Origin of the sequence: Corallococcus sp. NCSPR001, assembly GCF_017309135.1 — a bacterium.
In the GTDB taxonomy this organism is placed as follows: domain Bacteria; phylum Myxococcota; class Myxococcia; order Myxococcales; family Myxococcaceae; genus Corallococcus.
In genome coordinates this window covers 1144414-1157768 of record NZ_JAFIMS010000002.1, presented here as the reverse complement: position 1 = coordinate 1157768, position 13355 = coordinate 1144414, and the positions used below count along the sequence as shown (strand labels likewise).

12 protein-coding genes are annotated in these 13355 nt (G+C 71.0%); 9 read left to right on the top strand and 3 right to left on the bottom strand.

Annotated elements, in window-relative coordinates; all coding sequences use genetic code 11:
- Window positions 1–55 precede the first annotated feature (55 nt).
- Genes JYJ93_RS06860 through JYJ93_RS06850 form a run of 3 tightly spaced genes read left to right on the top strand, consistent with a single transcriptional unit; the run spans window position 56 to window position 4530 of the window.
- Entirely contained in the window at window positions 56–787 is a 732-nt protein-coding gene (locus tag JYJ93_RS06860) for an ABC transporter ATP-binding protein (protein ID WP_206787419.1), read from the top strand.
- Window positions 784–3324, top strand: a complete 2541-nt coding sequence (locus JYJ93_RS06855) for an ABC transporter permease (protein WP_206787418.1) — start codon at window positions 784–786, stop codon at window positions 3322–3324. The genes JYJ93_RS06860 and JYJ93_RS06855 overlap by 4 nt, the downstream gene beginning before the upstream one ends.
- Window positions 3325–3327: 3 nt before the next feature.
- Window positions 3328–4530, top strand: a complete 1203-nt coding sequence (locus tag JYJ93_RS06850) for a lipocalin-like domain-containing protein (protein ID WP_206787417.1) — start codon at window positions 3328–3330, stop codon at window positions 4528–4530.
- 1 nt (window position 4531) lies between these two features.
- Here JYJ93_RS06850 and JYJ93_RS06845 read toward each other — a convergent pair whose 3' ends face one another.
- Together JYJ93_RS06845 and JYJ93_RS06840 are read right to left on the bottom strand one after the other, a co-directional pair.
- A complete protein-coding gene (locus JYJ93_RS06845) occupies window positions 4532–4948 on the bottom strand; it encodes a DUF6194 family protein (RefSeq protein ID WP_206787415.1) in 417 nt (138 codons plus the stop codon).
- Window positions 4949–5032: 84 nt separating this feature from the next.
- Entirely contained in the window at window positions 5033–5929 is an 897-nt protein-coding gene (locus JYJ93_RS06840) for an NmrA/HSCARG family protein (protein WP_206787413.1), read from the bottom strand.
- Between the two features lie 77 nt (window positions 5930–6006).
- On the opposite strand from JYJ93_RS06840, the gene JYJ93_RS06835 reads away from it, so the two are divergent.
- Together JYJ93_RS06835 and JYJ93_RS06830 are read left to right on the top strand one after the other, a co-directional pair.
- The gene (locus JYJ93_RS06835) at window positions 6007–6618 is read left to right on the top strand and encodes a TetR/AcrR family transcriptional regulator (RefSeq protein ID WP_206787412.1); all 612 of its coding nucleotides are present in this window, start codon (window positions 6007–6009) and stop codon (window positions 6616–6618) included.
- Window positions 6619–7046: 428 nt separating this feature from the next.
- The gene (locus JYJ93_RS06830; protein ID WP_206787411.1) at window positions 7047–8030 is read left to right on the top strand and encodes an SDR family NAD(P)-dependent oxidoreductase; all 984 of its coding nucleotides are present in this window, start codon (window positions 7047–7049) and stop codon (window positions 8028–8030) included.
- A gap of 69 nt (window positions 8031–8099) precedes the next feature.
- On the opposite strand, the gene JYJ93_RS06825 is transcribed toward JYJ93_RS06830, so the two are convergent.
- Window positions 8100–9224 carry an alpha/beta hydrolase gene (locus JYJ93_RS06825; protein WP_242543694.1) on the bottom strand — a complete coding sequence of 375 codons (1125 nt, stop codon included), beginning with the start codon at window positions 9222–9224 and terminating at the stop codon, window positions 8100–8102.
- A 395-nt stretch (window positions 9225–9619) separates the two neighbouring features.
- Here JYJ93_RS06825 and JYJ93_RS06820 point away from each other — a divergent pair, with 395 nt between their 5' ends.
- The 4 genes from JYJ93_RS06820 (at window position 9620) to JYJ93_RS06805 (ending at window position 13198) form a co-directional block, all read left to right on the top strand.
- Entirely contained in the window at window positions 9620–9859 is a 240-nt protein-coding gene (locus tag JYJ93_RS06820; protein ID WP_206787410.1) for a hypothetical protein, read from the top strand.
- A 214-nt stretch (window positions 9860–10073) separates the two neighbouring features.
- Window positions 10074–11558: a glycerol kinase GlpK gene (gene glpK / locus JYJ93_RS06815; protein WP_206787409.1), complete on the top strand. Its 1485-nt coding sequence runs from the start codon at window positions 10074–10076 to the stop codon at window positions 11556–11558.
- A gap of 75 nt (window positions 11559–11633) precedes the next feature.
- Complete coding sequence (locus tag JYJ93_RS06810; RefSeq protein ID WP_206787408.1) at window positions 11634–11945, top strand: 4a-hydroxytetrahydrobiopterin dehydratase; 312 nt, start codon at window positions 11634–11636, stop codon at window positions 11943–11945.
- 8 nt (window positions 11946–11953) lie between these two features.
- Window positions 11954–13198: a hypothetical protein gene (locus tag JYJ93_RS06805; RefSeq protein ID WP_269012837.1), complete on the top strand. Its 1245-nt coding sequence runs from the start codon at window positions 11954–11956 to the stop codon at window positions 13196–13198.
- Window positions 13199–13355 lie beyond the last annotated feature (157 nt).

Below are 13355 nucleotides of genomic sequence, written 5' to 3'. Positions count from 1 at the left end.
GTGGGCCGGGGAAACGCTCCCGGACGCCGGGCATCGGCTATGTCGGATGACAGGCATGCCCTCCTCTCCCTCCGATTCGCGGCCCCTCGTCGAACTGCGCGCCGTCACCAAGTCCTACGCGGAAGGTGACTCCGTGCGCGAGGTGCTCTCCGGCACGTCGCTCGCCCTGCACCGGGGCGAGTTCGTGGTGCTGCTGGGCCGCAGCGGCTCCGGCAAGTCCACGCTGCTCAACCTCATCAGCGGCATCGACCAGGCGACGCACGGTGAAATCCTGGTGGAGGGCCGTGACCTGGGGCGCATGCCGGAGCGGGACCGCACGCTGCTGCGCCGCGAGCGCATTGGCTTCATCTTCCAGGCGTTCAACCTGCTGCCCACGTTGACGGTGGAGGAGAACGTGCGGCTGCCGCTGGAGCTGCTCGGCCGCTCGGGCGCGGAGGCCGGCGCGAGGGCGCGGGAGCTGCTGACACGCGTGGGCCTGGGGACGCGCGCGAACAGCTTCCCGGACCGGCTCTCCGGCGGAGAACAGCAGCGCGTGGCGGTGGCGCGAGCCCTGGCCCACGCCCCGCCGCTGCTGCTCGCGGACGAGCCCACGGGCAACCTGGACGAGGAGACGGGCGGGCAGGTGTTGGACCTGCTGGAGGGGCTCACGCGGCAGGGAAACGCCTGCGCGCTCATCGTCACGCACGAGCCCGCGATGGCGGCGCGCGCGGACCGCGTGCTGACGCTGGAGCACGGGCGGCTGGTGGACCGCCCCGGCGGCGCGCGCGGACGGGGGACGACGCCATGAGGGCGCTGCTCGCGCGCTCCAGCCTGCGGCATCTGGGCGGGCACCCGTGGCTGACGGCGCTGTCGCTGCTGGGCATCGCGATGGGCGTGGCGGTGGTGGTGTCCATCGACCTGGCGAGCGGCAGCGCGCTGCGCGCCTTCGAGCAGTCCACGGACGTCGTCGCGGGCCGCGCCACGCATCAAATCACCGGCGGCACGTCCGGCCTGCAGGAGGGCGTCTACACGGCGCTGAAGCTGCGGCCGGACGCACCGGACGCGGCGCCCGTGGTGCAGGGCTTCGTGCAGGTGGAGGGCGGCAACCACCGCACGCTCACGCTGCTGGGCCTGGATCCGTTCGCGGAGGCGCCGTTCCGGGACTTCTCCTCCGGAGGCGCGGTGGGGGACGTCGGCGCGCTGCTCACGCGGCCCGGCGCGGTGGTGATGGGCGCGAAGACGGCGCGGAGCCTGGGCGTGAAGGCCGGGGACACGCTGCCGGTGACGGTGACGGGGCTTCGGCGGGAGCTGCGCGTGTCGGCCCTGCTGACACCTTCGCAGGAGACGACGGAGCGCGCGCTGGAGTCGCTGCTCATCGCGGACGTCTCCACCGCGCAGGAGGTGCTGGGCCTGGAGGGGCGGCTGACGCGCGTGGACCTGCGCTTGAAGGGCGGAGAGGCGCAGGCTTCGGCGCTCAGGGCCACGCTGCCGCCGGGCGCGGAGCTGGTCCAGACGTCCGGGCGCGCGGGCACGGTGGAGCAGATGACGCGGGCGTTCCGCACCAACCTCACCGCGCTGTCGCTGCTGGCGCTCGTGGTGGGGATGTTCCTCATCTACAACACGATGACGTTCTCCGTGGTGCAACGGCGCGGGATGCTGGGCCGGCTGCGCGCGGTGGGCGTGACGCGGGGTGAGCTGTTCGCGGTGGTGCTGGGCGAGGCCCTGCTCCTGGGCATCGTGGGCACGACCGCGGGGCTGCTGCTGGGCATCCTGATGGCGAGCGGTCTGGTGGGCCTCATCACCCGCACCATCAACGACCTGTACTTCGTGGTGAACGTGCGGCGTCTGTCCCTGGAGCCGTTCACGTTGTTCAAGGGCCTGAGCCTAGGCCTGGGCGCGACGGTGCTGGCGGCGCTGGTGCCCGCGTGGGAAGCGGCGCGGGCGGCACCGGTGACGGCGCTGCGGCGCTCGACGGTGGAGGACGTGTCGCGCCACCGGGCGCCCCGGCTGGCGGTGCTGGGGGTATTCATCCTCGCCCTCTCGGCGGCGGTGCTCGCGTGGCCCACGCAGGCGCTGCTGCCGGCGTATACGGGACTGTTCGGCGTGCTCCTGGGCAGTTCGCTGCTGGTGCCCTGGGTGACGGAGAAGCTGACGGTGGCGGCGGCGCGGCCGTTGGGCGCGCTGTTCGGTCCCCTGGGACGCATGGCTGCGCGCGGCGTGACGGCGAGCCTGTCGCGCACGGCGGTGGCGCTGGCGGCGCTGATGGTCGCGGTGGCGACGACGGTGGGCGTGGGCCTGATGGTGTCCAGCTTCCGAGGCACGGTGGCGGCGTGGTTGGAGTCCGCGCTACAGGCGGACGTGTTCGTGTCGCCGCCGTCCCTGGTGGCGCGGCGCGGGGATTCGTCGCTGGTGCCGGGGCTCGCGGAGAAGCTGAGGTCCACGCCGGGGGTCGAGGCGAGCGGCTCCATCCGCGTCATCCACGTGCGCATCAACGACGTGGACACGGACCTGCTGGCGGTGGACTTCGCGAAGGGCCACGAGCGGACGTACCGCTTCAAGGAAGGGCGCGCGGAGGACGTGTGGCGGCAACTGGACGCGTCACCGGACGCGCTCATCGTGTCGGAGCCCTTCGCGTTCCACCGGGGCGTGCACGCGGGAGACACGCTGCGCGTGGCCACCGACAAGGGGCCCCACGACTTCCGCGTGGCGGGTGTGTACTTCGACTATGGCTCCGACGTGGGGACGGTGCTGATGCCGCGTGCCACGTATGAGCACTGGTACGAGGACCGGGGCGTGTCCGGCCTGTCCCTCTTCGCCGCGCCCGGACAGGACGTGGACGAACTGGTGGCCCGCGTGCGCGACCGCGCGGGCGGTGAGCAGGCGTTGAACGTGCGCGCGAACCGGGCGCTGCGGCAGGCGTCGATGGAGGTGTTCGACCGGACCTTCACCATCACGCAGGTGCTGCGCCTCCTGGCCATTGGCGTCGCGTTCGTGGGCGTGCTGAGCGCGCTGATGTCGTTGCAGTTGGAGCGGGCGCGCGAGTTCGCGGTGCTGCGCGCGACGGGGCTCACACCGGGACAACTGTGGGGCATGGTGTCGATGCAGACGGGCCTGCTGGGGCTGCTCGCGGGGCTGTTCTCCGTGCCGCTGGGTCTGGCGTTGGCCTACGTGCTGGTGCACGTCATCAACCAGCGCTCGTTCGGGTGGACGTTGCAGTTGGTGGTGGCGCCGGGCGTGGTGGTACAGGCGCTGGTGCTGGCATTGGTGGCGGCGGCGCTCGCGGGGCTGTACCCGGCGTGGCGCATGGCACGCGCGAACCCGGCCATGGCGCTGCGGGAGGAGTGACGCATGGGGCGGGGACTCGTCATCGGGGTGGTGGTGGTGCTCGCCGCGCTGGGCGTGGCGGTGGGCGTGGTGCTGCGGGACACGGAGGACACCGGGCCCGCGAACGCAGGCGGCATGACGGTCGCTTCCGCGATGGGCGGAGACGGCGGCACGGAGGGCTACGCGCGCGCGATGGAGCCCCGGCCCTTCCACTTCCCGGAGGACCACGGCCCCCACCCCGACTTCCGCACCGAGTGGTGGTACTGGACGGGCAATCTGGAGACGCAGGACGGGCGCGCCTTCGGCTACCAGTTCACGCTGTTCCGCAGCGCGCTGTCGCCAGAGCAGCCGAAGCGTGAGTCCGGCTGGGGCACGCGGCAGGTCTTCATGGGGCACTTCACGCTCACGGACGTGAGCGCGGGGAAGTTCCACGTCACCGAGCGCTTCAGCCGCGCGGCGCAGGGCCTGGCGGGCGCGGACGGGGCGCCCTTCCATGTCTGGCTTCAGGACTGGGACGTGCGCGGCGAAGGCACGAACGGCGGCACGTGGCCCATGCACCTGCGCGCGCAGGGCGACGGGGTGACGCTGGAGCTGACGCTGGACGAGGGCAAGCCGCCGGTGCTCCAAGGCGACAAGGGTTTGAGCCAGAAGGGCGCGGAGCGGGGCAACGCGTCCTACTACTACTCGATGCCGCGCATGCCTTCGCGGGGCACGGTGTCGGTGGACGGGCAGACGGTGCAGGTGAAGGGCGAGAGCTGGATGGACCGCGAGTGGAGCACCAGCGCGCTGAGCGGCGACCAAGTGGGCTGGGACTGGTTCGCGCTCCAGCTCTCCGACGGCAGCGACCTGATGCTCTACCAGCTGCGCAAGAAGGACGGGTCGAAGGACGCCTTCAGCGCGGGCACGTACATTCCCTTGGCGGGTGAGGCCGTGCACCTGAGCGCGGACGACATGCGGCTGGAGCCGCGAGGCACCTGGAAGAGCCCGCGTGGCGGCGAATACCCGGCGGGCTGGCGCGTCCAGGTTCCCAAGGTGTCGCTGGAGCTGACCGTGACGCCGAAGCTGCCGGACCAGGAGCTGCCGGTGCTGGTGCGCTACTGGGAGGGCGCGGTGACCGTGGACGGCACTCGAGAGGGCCGGCCCGTGCAGGGGCGCGGCTACCTGGAGATGACTGGCTACGCGGACGCGCCCCGGAGCGACGAGACCGTGCGCAGCCGCACGCCGTGACTCAGCCCCGGGCGCCCCGATTCACCTGGAGGTCGTGGGCCTCCTTCAGGTACGGGCGCAGCAGCCGGAGCGTCTCGTGGCTGGGGTTGACCACGCTCAGCCAGAACATCCGCGCGTAGGCCGGGTGCGGCAGGAGCACGTCCAGGTCGGTGTAGTCCACGTTCGGGTCCGGCTCCGGGAACAGCTTCTGGAAGCTCTCCTTGCTCACGCCCAGGTTCAGCCGGAACACGCCGTCGCCGCGGTCCAGCTCCGAGTGGTGGTCGAACTCGGTGTCCCGCGTGACGATGGTCGCGAAGGGATGCTTCCGCTCGTCCCCCGCGAAGAAGAAGAGGTCCGGCGTGGAGGTGTCCACGTGCACGTCCCTGAACGCGTCCTGGATGTATTCCGCCAGCGCTTCCAGGCTGATGGCTCCCGTCATGACGATTTCCCCCGAGTCGTACCGTGCGTGACTTACCACGCACGGGCGACAACGGGGGACAGCGGTGCGCGGTGGACTCCCGGGTCACGATGCCGCGAAGCGCTCCCGGATGGCCGCGGCGCCCCCGCGCTCCAGCCACGCATCGAACGTGAGCAGGCCCGGCGCCAGCCGCCGCAGCGCCGGGATGTCCGCGCTCTCGAACACAAAACCATCCTCGAACAGCTTCACCAGTTTGCGCAGCATCGGGTTCGCCGCGAGCACCTCTGGCGGAAACCTTGAGTAGGCGATGGACGTCCCGGTGGCCCGGCCGATCTTCTCCGCGAGCGCGTTGCCGGTGAGCGAGTCCCCCGCCATCTCCAGCGTGGTCCCCACGTACGTGCGCGGATCCGCGAACACGCGCGCGGTCAGTACGCCGATGTCCTCCCCCGCGATGAACTGCATGGGCTGCTCCGGCTGGATGAAGAACTGAAGCCCCCGCGGTGTCAGGCCCATGTTCGGCAACAGCAGCAGCTCCATGAATGTCCCCGGCCGCACGATGGTCGCACGGAGGCCGCTCGCCCGGACGTGCTCTTCGATGCGCCACTTGGTCTCGAAGTGGCCCACCCCCGTGCCGGGACGAAGCCCCAGCACCGACGTGTAGATGAAGTGCTCCACGCCCGCCGCCTTCGCCGCGTCCGCGATGGAGGTGCCGAAGCGGACCTCGTCGTCGTCCGTGACGCCGTAGTGCACCTGTGGCGAGCTGGGCTGGATGCTGAAGACGCCGTACGCCCCCGCGACCGCACGGTCGAGCGACGCGCGGTCCCCCATGTCCCCACACACCAGCTCCACGCCCGCCGCTTCAAGCTCCCGGGCCCTGGCGCTCGCCAGGTCCCGCACGAGCGCGCGGACCCGCCAGCCGTCCTTCAGCAATGCCCGCGCCGTCGCGCCGCCCTGCTGTCCGGTCGCGCCCAGCACCAACACGACTTCGCTCTTCGTCGCCATCAGGTCCTGCCTTTCCCTTGCTAAGCGGAGGATTGCTCCGGTTAAATGCGGAGCTATCCTCCGTTTTTCAAGTGGCAATGACAAAGCAGCCAAAGAACCCGCAGGAGGACGCGACGGGCGGAGCTCTGCGCGCGGACGCACGGCGCAACCGGGAGCGGCTGCTCGTGGCGGCGCATGACGTGTTCTCCGAGCGCGGCGCGGATGCGTCGCTCGCCGACGTGGCGAAGCGGGCGGAGGTCGGCATTGGCACGCTCTACCGTCACTTCGAGTCGCGGGAAGCGCTCCTCGCCGCGACGTGTGACGAACAACTGCTGACGCTCGCGAAGAAGAGTCGCGAACGTTCGGAGTCACTGCCCGCGCTCGAAGCGCTGCGCGTCTACTTGGAGGAGCTCGCGCACTCGGCGAGCATGTACAAGGGGCTCGCGGCGTCGCTGGGTATCGTCCTCAAGAACCACACCGAGGGCTGCGACGCGACGACGGCCGAGGGCGAGCGTCTGCTGAAGGCCGCCCAGCACGCGGGCGAGGTGCGGAGCGACGTCCTCCTGGATGACGTGGTGTGCATGGCGATGGCCATCTCCCTCGCCGTCGCGGAGAACGCCTCGGGCCCCAAGCGCGTCCACCGCCTCACCGGGATGTTCTTCGACGGGCTGCGCTCCCGCCCCGAGCCACGCAGCACGCGTCAACGCTGACGCGAGCGCCCCCTTCGGTGAATGAGAAGGAGAGACCCAGTGAGTCGCTCCGTCCGCGACGCACCGCCGAAACCTGTCCGACTGTCCGACAAGTCGGGACCATCGCAGCAAGGGGGGCGCTCCAACCAGGCCGCAGCTAAACCTGTCCGGCTGTCCGACAGGTTTGGACCTTCACGCTCGCGGGTGGCCGCTCCAACTGGGCCGCCGCGAAACCTGTCCGACTGTCGGACAAGTTGGGCCCCTTGTGCGTTGGGGCCGCGGTTCCGGCCGTGCCGCCGCGAAACCTGTCCGACTGTCGGACAGGTTTTGGAAGACCGCGGCCGGGGAGCGGGCGCCCCATTCGAGCCTTGGGGACCTGTTCGACAAGCGGGCCGTGTCGGACCGGCGGTGTACAGCTTGGCGGCCCGGGGGCTTAGATTGCCGGTCCCATGAACGTCCTCGTCACCGGGGCCACCGGCCTCATCGGCAACGCCATCGCCCATCGGCTCGTGAAGCAGGGCGCCTCCGTCCGCGCGCTGGTGCGGGACGTGGCCCGTGCCGCGAAGCTGCTCCCGTCCACGGTGCACCTCGTCCAGGGGGACGTCACGTCCCCGGGCACCCTGCCCGCCGCCCTGCACGACGTGGAGCTCGTCTTCCACGCCGCGGGCATGCCGGAGCAGTGGCACCGGGACGACTCCATCTTCGACCGCGTGAACCGCCAGGGCAGCGTCAACGTCCTGTCCGCCGCGCACGCCGCGAAGGTGCGCCGCGTGGTCTACACGTCCACCATGGATGTCTTCGCCGCGCCCCGGGGCGGTGAGCTGACCGAAGCGCATATCGACCCGCACCCCAAGCCCACCGTCTACGAACGCTCCAAGCAGGACGCAGAGCGCGCCGTGGAGGCCATCCGCCAGCAGGGCCTGGACGTCGTCTACGTCAACCCCGCCGCCGTCTATGGCCCCAGCCCCGTGCACGTGGGGCTCAACTCCTTCTTCATCCAGCTGCTCAACAAGAAGGCGCCGCTGCTGCCTCCGGGCGGCATGTCCGTGGTCTACGTGGACGGATGCACCGACGTGCACCTCGCCGCCGCGAAGAATGGCGTCAACGGCGAGCGCTACCTCGTCGCCGACCAGTTCGTCAGCAACGCGGACCTCGCGCTCGCCATCCACCAGGCCGCCGGGGCCGGCAAGCCGCCCGCCGTCGCGCCCGTCTTCCTGATGGAGGCCCTGGCCCGCGTGTCCGCGCCGCTCGCGCGCGTCTTCCCGTTCACGCCGCTCGTCGCGCCCGGCCAGCTTTCCTTCATGCGCTGGGAAGCCCGCGTGAACGCGGCCAGGGCCCAACGGGAGCTGGCCTTCCGCCCCACCCCGCTCGCGGACGGCGTGGCCCGCACCGTGACCTTCCTGCGAGAGCAGGGACACATCCCCCGCGCCTGAAAAGAACATGGGGGTCCGCCCCACAGGGATGACGGACCCCCACGCGTTTCGCCGACTGCCTACCGCCGACTACTCCTTTTCCGGCTCCGTCATGCCCGAGCCGCCAATGCCCGTCCGAGGGGCCGGCGCCGCCTTGAAGGCCTTTCGCAGCGCCATGCCCGCGTCCGCCTGCGCCTTCTTCGCCACGTCCAGCACCGGCGCCATGCCGAAGAACTCGTGCGTCACGCCGGCGTAGTTCTTCACGTCCACCTTCACGCCCGCGGCCTTCAGGTTCTTCGCGTACTCCTGGCCCTCGTCCTTGAGCGGATCCAGCTCCGCCGTCAGCACCATCGCCGGGGGCAGGCCGCTCAGCTGTGACTTGCTCGCGTTCAAGGGCAGCGCGTTCGGGTCCTTGTTCTTCGCCCAGTCCTTGCCCAGGTAGTTGCCCCAGAACCACGCGATGTCCTGGTTGCCGATGAGGTAGTTGCCCTGGCCGTTCGCCACGTGCGAAGGCGTGCTCACGTCACTGCTGACGAACGGATACACCAGCAACTGGAACACCGGCAGCTCGCCGCCACCCTGCTTCTGGCGCATGGACACCACCGTCGCCAGGTTCGCGCCCGCGCTCTCGCCGGCCACCGCGACCTTGCTGCCGTCGCCGTTGAACTCCTTCGCGTTCTTCTGCACGTACTGGAAGGCCGCCGTGGCGTCATCCGCCGCCGCCGGGAACGGGTTCTCCGGCGCGTGGCGGTACTCCACGCTCACCACCACCGCCTTCGCCTGGTTGGCCAGGGCGCGCGCGCTGGCGTCATACGTGTCCAGGTCCGCCAGCACGAAGCCGCCGCCGTGGAAGTAGATCACCACCGGGAACGGACCCGCGCCCTCCGGCGTGTACACGCGCGCCGGGATGTCCCCCGCAGGCCCCTTCAGCTTCGTGTCCTCCACCTTGGCGACCTTCTCCGGCGTCACCGGCTTGCCCTGGTCCTTCAGCGTCTTCTCCACCGCGTCCTTCGCGGTGATGCCCTTGCGCGCCTCCTGCGGCGACACCGTGTGCGGAGGCACCGGCTTCAGGGACTTGTGCGCGTCCAGGATGACCTGCATCTGTGGATCCACCTTGGCGGCCGCGGCGGCGTCCTTCGCCAGCGCCGCGCCGGAAAAGCCCAGCATGCCCAGCGCCAGCACCGACATCCCGACGGTCTTCTTCAGTCCGAGCATCTTGAACGTGTCCTGCGCATCCCGCGCGTTGACTGTGATTGAGGCCGGGGCGCCGGAGGTGCGCCCACCTGGACCGCAATCTGGAGACGCCCTCCAGGGCAGGGAACCGGGTGGGCCGTGCCTCACCTGGCCAGGGCTTCCGTTCGATGGGCAGGCGGCCACCGCCTGAGCGCCTCAATCCCATGCATCCGGATCCGCGTCGTTCCCGTAGGGCCGTGCACCCAACCCGCCCGCCTGCCCTCCAGCCCGGGACACGGGCTTTCGCGCCCCTTGTTCGACATGGGGTGTCGACACACGGCGTAAGGCCCACCTTTCAACGCACGCGCGTCCTTCACGGGTCCGACCCCCGTTGAGGACGCATGGGCCCCGTACCCCTCTCACCACGGAGTGACACCATGGCATTGCTATCCAACCTGCTGGGCGCGCTGGGCGCGTCGCAACGGAGCGTCTTCAGGGGCAGTGGATGGAACCGCGGGCGCAGCGCCTACGGCCGCCGCCCCATCGGCTACGGGTACCGGGGGCGCAGGTCCTCCGGCGCGGGCGGCTCGCTGGGCCGGATGATTCTCGCGGGCCTGGGCGCCTACGGCCTGCGCCGCTACTTCAACAACCGCTCGCGGGCCACCACGGGTTACTGAAACCGGGCCGCCGCGCTCGGCAGCGCCGGGAAGTACCGTGGACTTCCCCCGGTCAGGCGCGCCGTCACGGCACCCCCACGCGGGCACGGGAGCGTTCCACGGACTGCTCCCGGTGCCTGACATCCCGCACGCGCCGTGGGTGCGAGCGCCTCCGCTTGGAGTAGGGTCCCCTTTAAGTGTCCGGCCACTGGCCGACGAAAGAGGCTCCGCACGCATGGCGAAGGCGAAATACGTCCTGGCGCTGGACCAGGGCACCACGGGGACCCACGTCTCCATCCTCGATACCCGGTTGCAGGTGGTGGGCCGCTCCTACAAGGAGCTGCCCCAGCACTTCCCCAAGCCGTCGTGGGTGGAGCACGACCTGATCGACATCTGGAACACCAGCGAGGGGTGCATCGCGCGCGCGCTCAAGGACGCCGGCCTCACCGGCAGCGACATCGCCGTGGTGGGCATCACCAACCAGCGCGAGACGACGGGCCTCTGGGACCGTGAGACCTCCGAGCCCCTGGCCCGCGCCATCGTCTGGCAGGACCGCCGCACCGCGGACATCTGTCAGCGGCTCAAGGCCCAGGGTGTGGAGCCTCGCGTGCGCGAGGTCACGGGCCTGGTGCTGGACCCCTACTTCTCCGGCACCAAGCTCACCTGGCTCTTCCAGCACCTCAAGGGCGCGAAGAAGCGCGCCGAGCGCGGTGACGTGTGCTTCGGCACCATGGACTCGTGGCTCGTGCACAAGCTCACCGGCGGCGTGGCCCACGTCACGGACGTGTCCAACGCCAGCCGCACGCTGCTCATGGACCTGCGCACGCTCAACTGGGATGACGAGCTGTGCTCGCTGCTGGGCGTGCCTCGCGCGTGCCTGCCGGAGATCCGCGGCAACGCGGAGGTGTACGGCACCACGCGCGGGATGCGCAGCCTGCCGGACGGCATCCTCGTCGCGGGCATGGCCGGCGACCAGCAGGCGGCCCTCTTCGGGCAGGCGTGCTTCGAGCCCGGCGAATCCAAGTGCACCTACGGCACCGGCGCCTTCCTGCTCATGAACACCGGAACGCAGCCGGTGCGCTCCACCGCGGGGCTGCTCACCACCGTGGCGTGGAAGCTGGGCAACACCACGCACTACGCGCTGGAGGGCAGCTCCTTCATCGCGGGCGCCGCCGTGCAGTGGCTGCGCGACGGCCTCAAGGTCATCAAGAAGGCCCCGGACGTGGAGGCGCTCGCCGCCAGCGTGAAGGACTCCGGCGACGTCGTCTTCGTCCCGGCGCTCGCGGGCCTGGGCGCGCCGCACTGGCGCCCGGAGGCGCGCGGCCTGTTCGCCGGCATCGACCGCTCCACCACCGTGGCGCACCTGGCGCGCGCGACGCTGGAGGGCGTGGCCCTTCAAATCCACGACCTGGCGGAGGCCATGCGCCGCGACAGCGGGCGGGACATCCCCGTCTTCAAGGCGGACGGCGGCGCCGCGGCCAACAACCTGCTCATGCAGTACCAGGCGGACCTGCTGGGCGTGCCGGTGGTCCGCCCGCGGAATCTGGAGACCACGGCCCTGGGCGCGGCCTTCCTGGGCGGCCTGGGCGCGGGCGTGTGGACCAGCCCGGACGCCATCCGCCGCGCGTGGAAGGCGGATAAGACCTTCAAGCCGAAGATGAAGCCGGAGGTGCGAGCGCGCCACCTGGAAAAGTGGAAGCAGGCGGTTTCGCGCGCGTGAAATGAGACAGAGGAGCCCGGCGCATTGAACGCGCCGGGGCTTCCATCGGGCGGGGGAGCGGGTAGAAACACCGCCATGGCCTACGACCGCACGTTGCTCTCCCCGGATGCGCTCCAGACCTTCCTCAGCCAGCACCCCGCCTGGAAGCACGAGGGCGGGATGATCCGCCGCACCTACGACGCGCCCTCGTTCCTGGAGGGCATCGCCTTCGTGGAGCGCGTGGCGAAGGCCGCGGAGGCCGCGGACCACCACCCGGACATCGACATCCGGTGGCGCAAGGTGACGCTGGCGCTGGTGACGCATGACGCGGGCGGCCTCACGGCCCGCGACACCGCCCTGGCGGCGGAGGCGGACCGCCTCTTCGACGAAGGGGCCGCCGTCCGGTGATTCACGGCGTGCGTGGCACCCTGGCGGCCCTGGCGTGCGCGGTGTCCCTCGCCGCGCTCCCGGCCCTGGCCCAGGACGACGCTCCCACGGAGCCCCGTCCGGAACGTCTGTATTTCAACTCCGGCGCGCTGCTGGGGTCGGCGCGCGTGGTGGGCCTGGGCGGCGCCTACGTGGGCATCGCGGAGGGCGCGGCGGGCGTGTCCAGCAACCTGGCCGCCCTGGCCCAGCGCAGCCCGTCGCTGGAGCGCGACTGGGACCTGGGCGTCACCCTGTCCTGGCTGGACCTGCCCTTCACCGGCACCAAGCGCCGGGACGTGGACAACGACGGCCTGGCCGACGAATCCGTGGACAGCCGCCAGCTGCTGGGCGCGCTGATGTTGCAATACAAGCGCTTCGGCATCGGCTTTCTCTGGCGCAACAGCCGCACGGGCTACTGCCTCACCCTGGGCTGCCGGGGCGAGGGCGAGAAGCTGCGCGTCTCCCTCACCCAGTCCACGCTCGCGGGCTCCATCGCCTTTGGCCAGGACGACTTCATCCTGTCCCTGGGCATCTTCTCCGCGCAGGCCAGCTTCAGTGAGCTGGGCGACCAGTCCTGGCGCTACGGCGACACCGGCGTGGCGGTGGACATGCTCTTCCGTCCGCACGGGCGCGCCTACCGCATTGGCGTGTCGGTGCGCCCGGAGGTGGTGGCCGGCTGGCGCCGCGATGACGACCAGAGCCCCTTCATCGCGGGCCGTCAAATCTACGCGGCCGTGGTGTCCCCCGCGGTGCTGTCCCTGGGCGCCAGTTGGCGCCTGGGCGAAGGCGCGCACCGCTACAACCGGCTGTCCCCCGCCGCCCGGCGTCAGCTCCAGGTGGACGGGGACGCACTGCCGGTGCCGGACGAGGAGCCCCGCGACGCACTGGCCGGCCGGTGGCTCATCACCGCGCAGGTGGACCTCATCTCCAGCGTGAGCAACGCGGTGGCGTCGCGCTCGCTGGCCGCCACCACGGAGCCCCAGCCCGTGGGCGACACCGCCACCTTCCAGCCGCGCCTGGGCGCGGAGTGGGACACCTTCCCCGGCCTCCTGCGCCTGCGCGCGGGCACGTGGCTGGAGCCGTCCCCCTTCCGGGACCGCAACCCCCGGCCGCACCTCACCGGCGGCTTCGAGCTGTTCGTGCTGCGCTACTGGGAGGACTGGTCCATCACCGCGTCGTTCGACCTGGCGAGCCGCTACTCCAACTGGGGCGTCTCCATCGGATTCTGGCGGTAGTGTCTGGCTTTGCGCCGGGGTGGGTAACGCGAGGACCTTCGTGGGTGCTCGCGTCGCCCACCCACGGCGTCCCAAACCCCACCCGTGAGCGCCACGCGCCGTCCGGCAGCGGGCAGCCGAGCAACCTTCCGTGCCGTATTTGCCGGTGTGGGATGGC

What these genes read in the sequence shown, in the direction of transcription:
- JYJ93_RS06855 (WP_206787418.1), top strand. Translation starts at nt 784, where the DNA reads ATGAGGGCGCTGCTCGCGCGCTCCAGCCTGCGGCATCTGGGCGGGCAC.
- glpK (WP_206787409.1), top strand. Translation starts at nt 10,074, where the DNA reads ATGGCGAAGGCGAAATACGTCCTGGCGCTGGACCAGGGCACCACGGGG.
- JYJ93_RS06810 (WP_206787408.1), top strand. Translation starts at nt 11,634, where the DNA reads ATGGCCTACGACCGCACGTTGCTCTCCCCGGATGCGCTCCAGACCTTC.
- JYJ93_RS06845 (WP_206787415.1), bottom strand. Translation starts at nt 4,948, where the DNA reads ATGACGGGAGCCATCAGCCTGGAAGCGCTGGCGGAATACATCCAGGAC.
- JYJ93_RS06835 (WP_206787412.1), top strand. Translation starts at nt 6,007, where the DNA reads ATGACAAAGCAGCCAAAGAACCCGCAGGAGGACGCGACGGGCGGAGCT.
- JYJ93_RS06860 (WP_206787419.1), top strand. Translation starts at nt 56, where the DNA reads ATGCCCTCCTCTCCCTCCGATTCGCGGCCCCTCGTCGAACTGCGCGCC.
- JYJ93_RS06850 (WP_206787417.1), top strand. Translation starts at nt 3,328, where the DNA reads ATGGGGCGGGGACTCGTCATCGGGGTGGTGGTGGTGCTCGCCGCGCTG.
- JYJ93_RS06820 (WP_206787410.1), top strand. Translation starts at nt 9,620, where the DNA reads ATGGCATTGCTATCCAACCTGCTGGGCGCGCTGGGCGCGTCGCAACGG.
- JYJ93_RS06840 (WP_206787413.1), bottom strand. Translation starts at nt 5,929, where the DNA reads ATGGCGACGAAGAGCGAAGTCGTGTTGGTGCTGGGCGCGACCGGACAG.
- JYJ93_RS06825 (WP_242543694.1), bottom strand. Translation starts at nt 9,224, where the DNA reads ATGCTCGGACTGAAGAAGACCGTCGGGATGTCGGTGCTGGCGCTGGGC.
- JYJ93_RS06830 (WP_206787411.1), top strand. Translation starts at nt 7,047, where the DNA reads ATGAACGTCCTCGTCACCGGGGCCACCGGCCTCATCGGCAACGCCATC.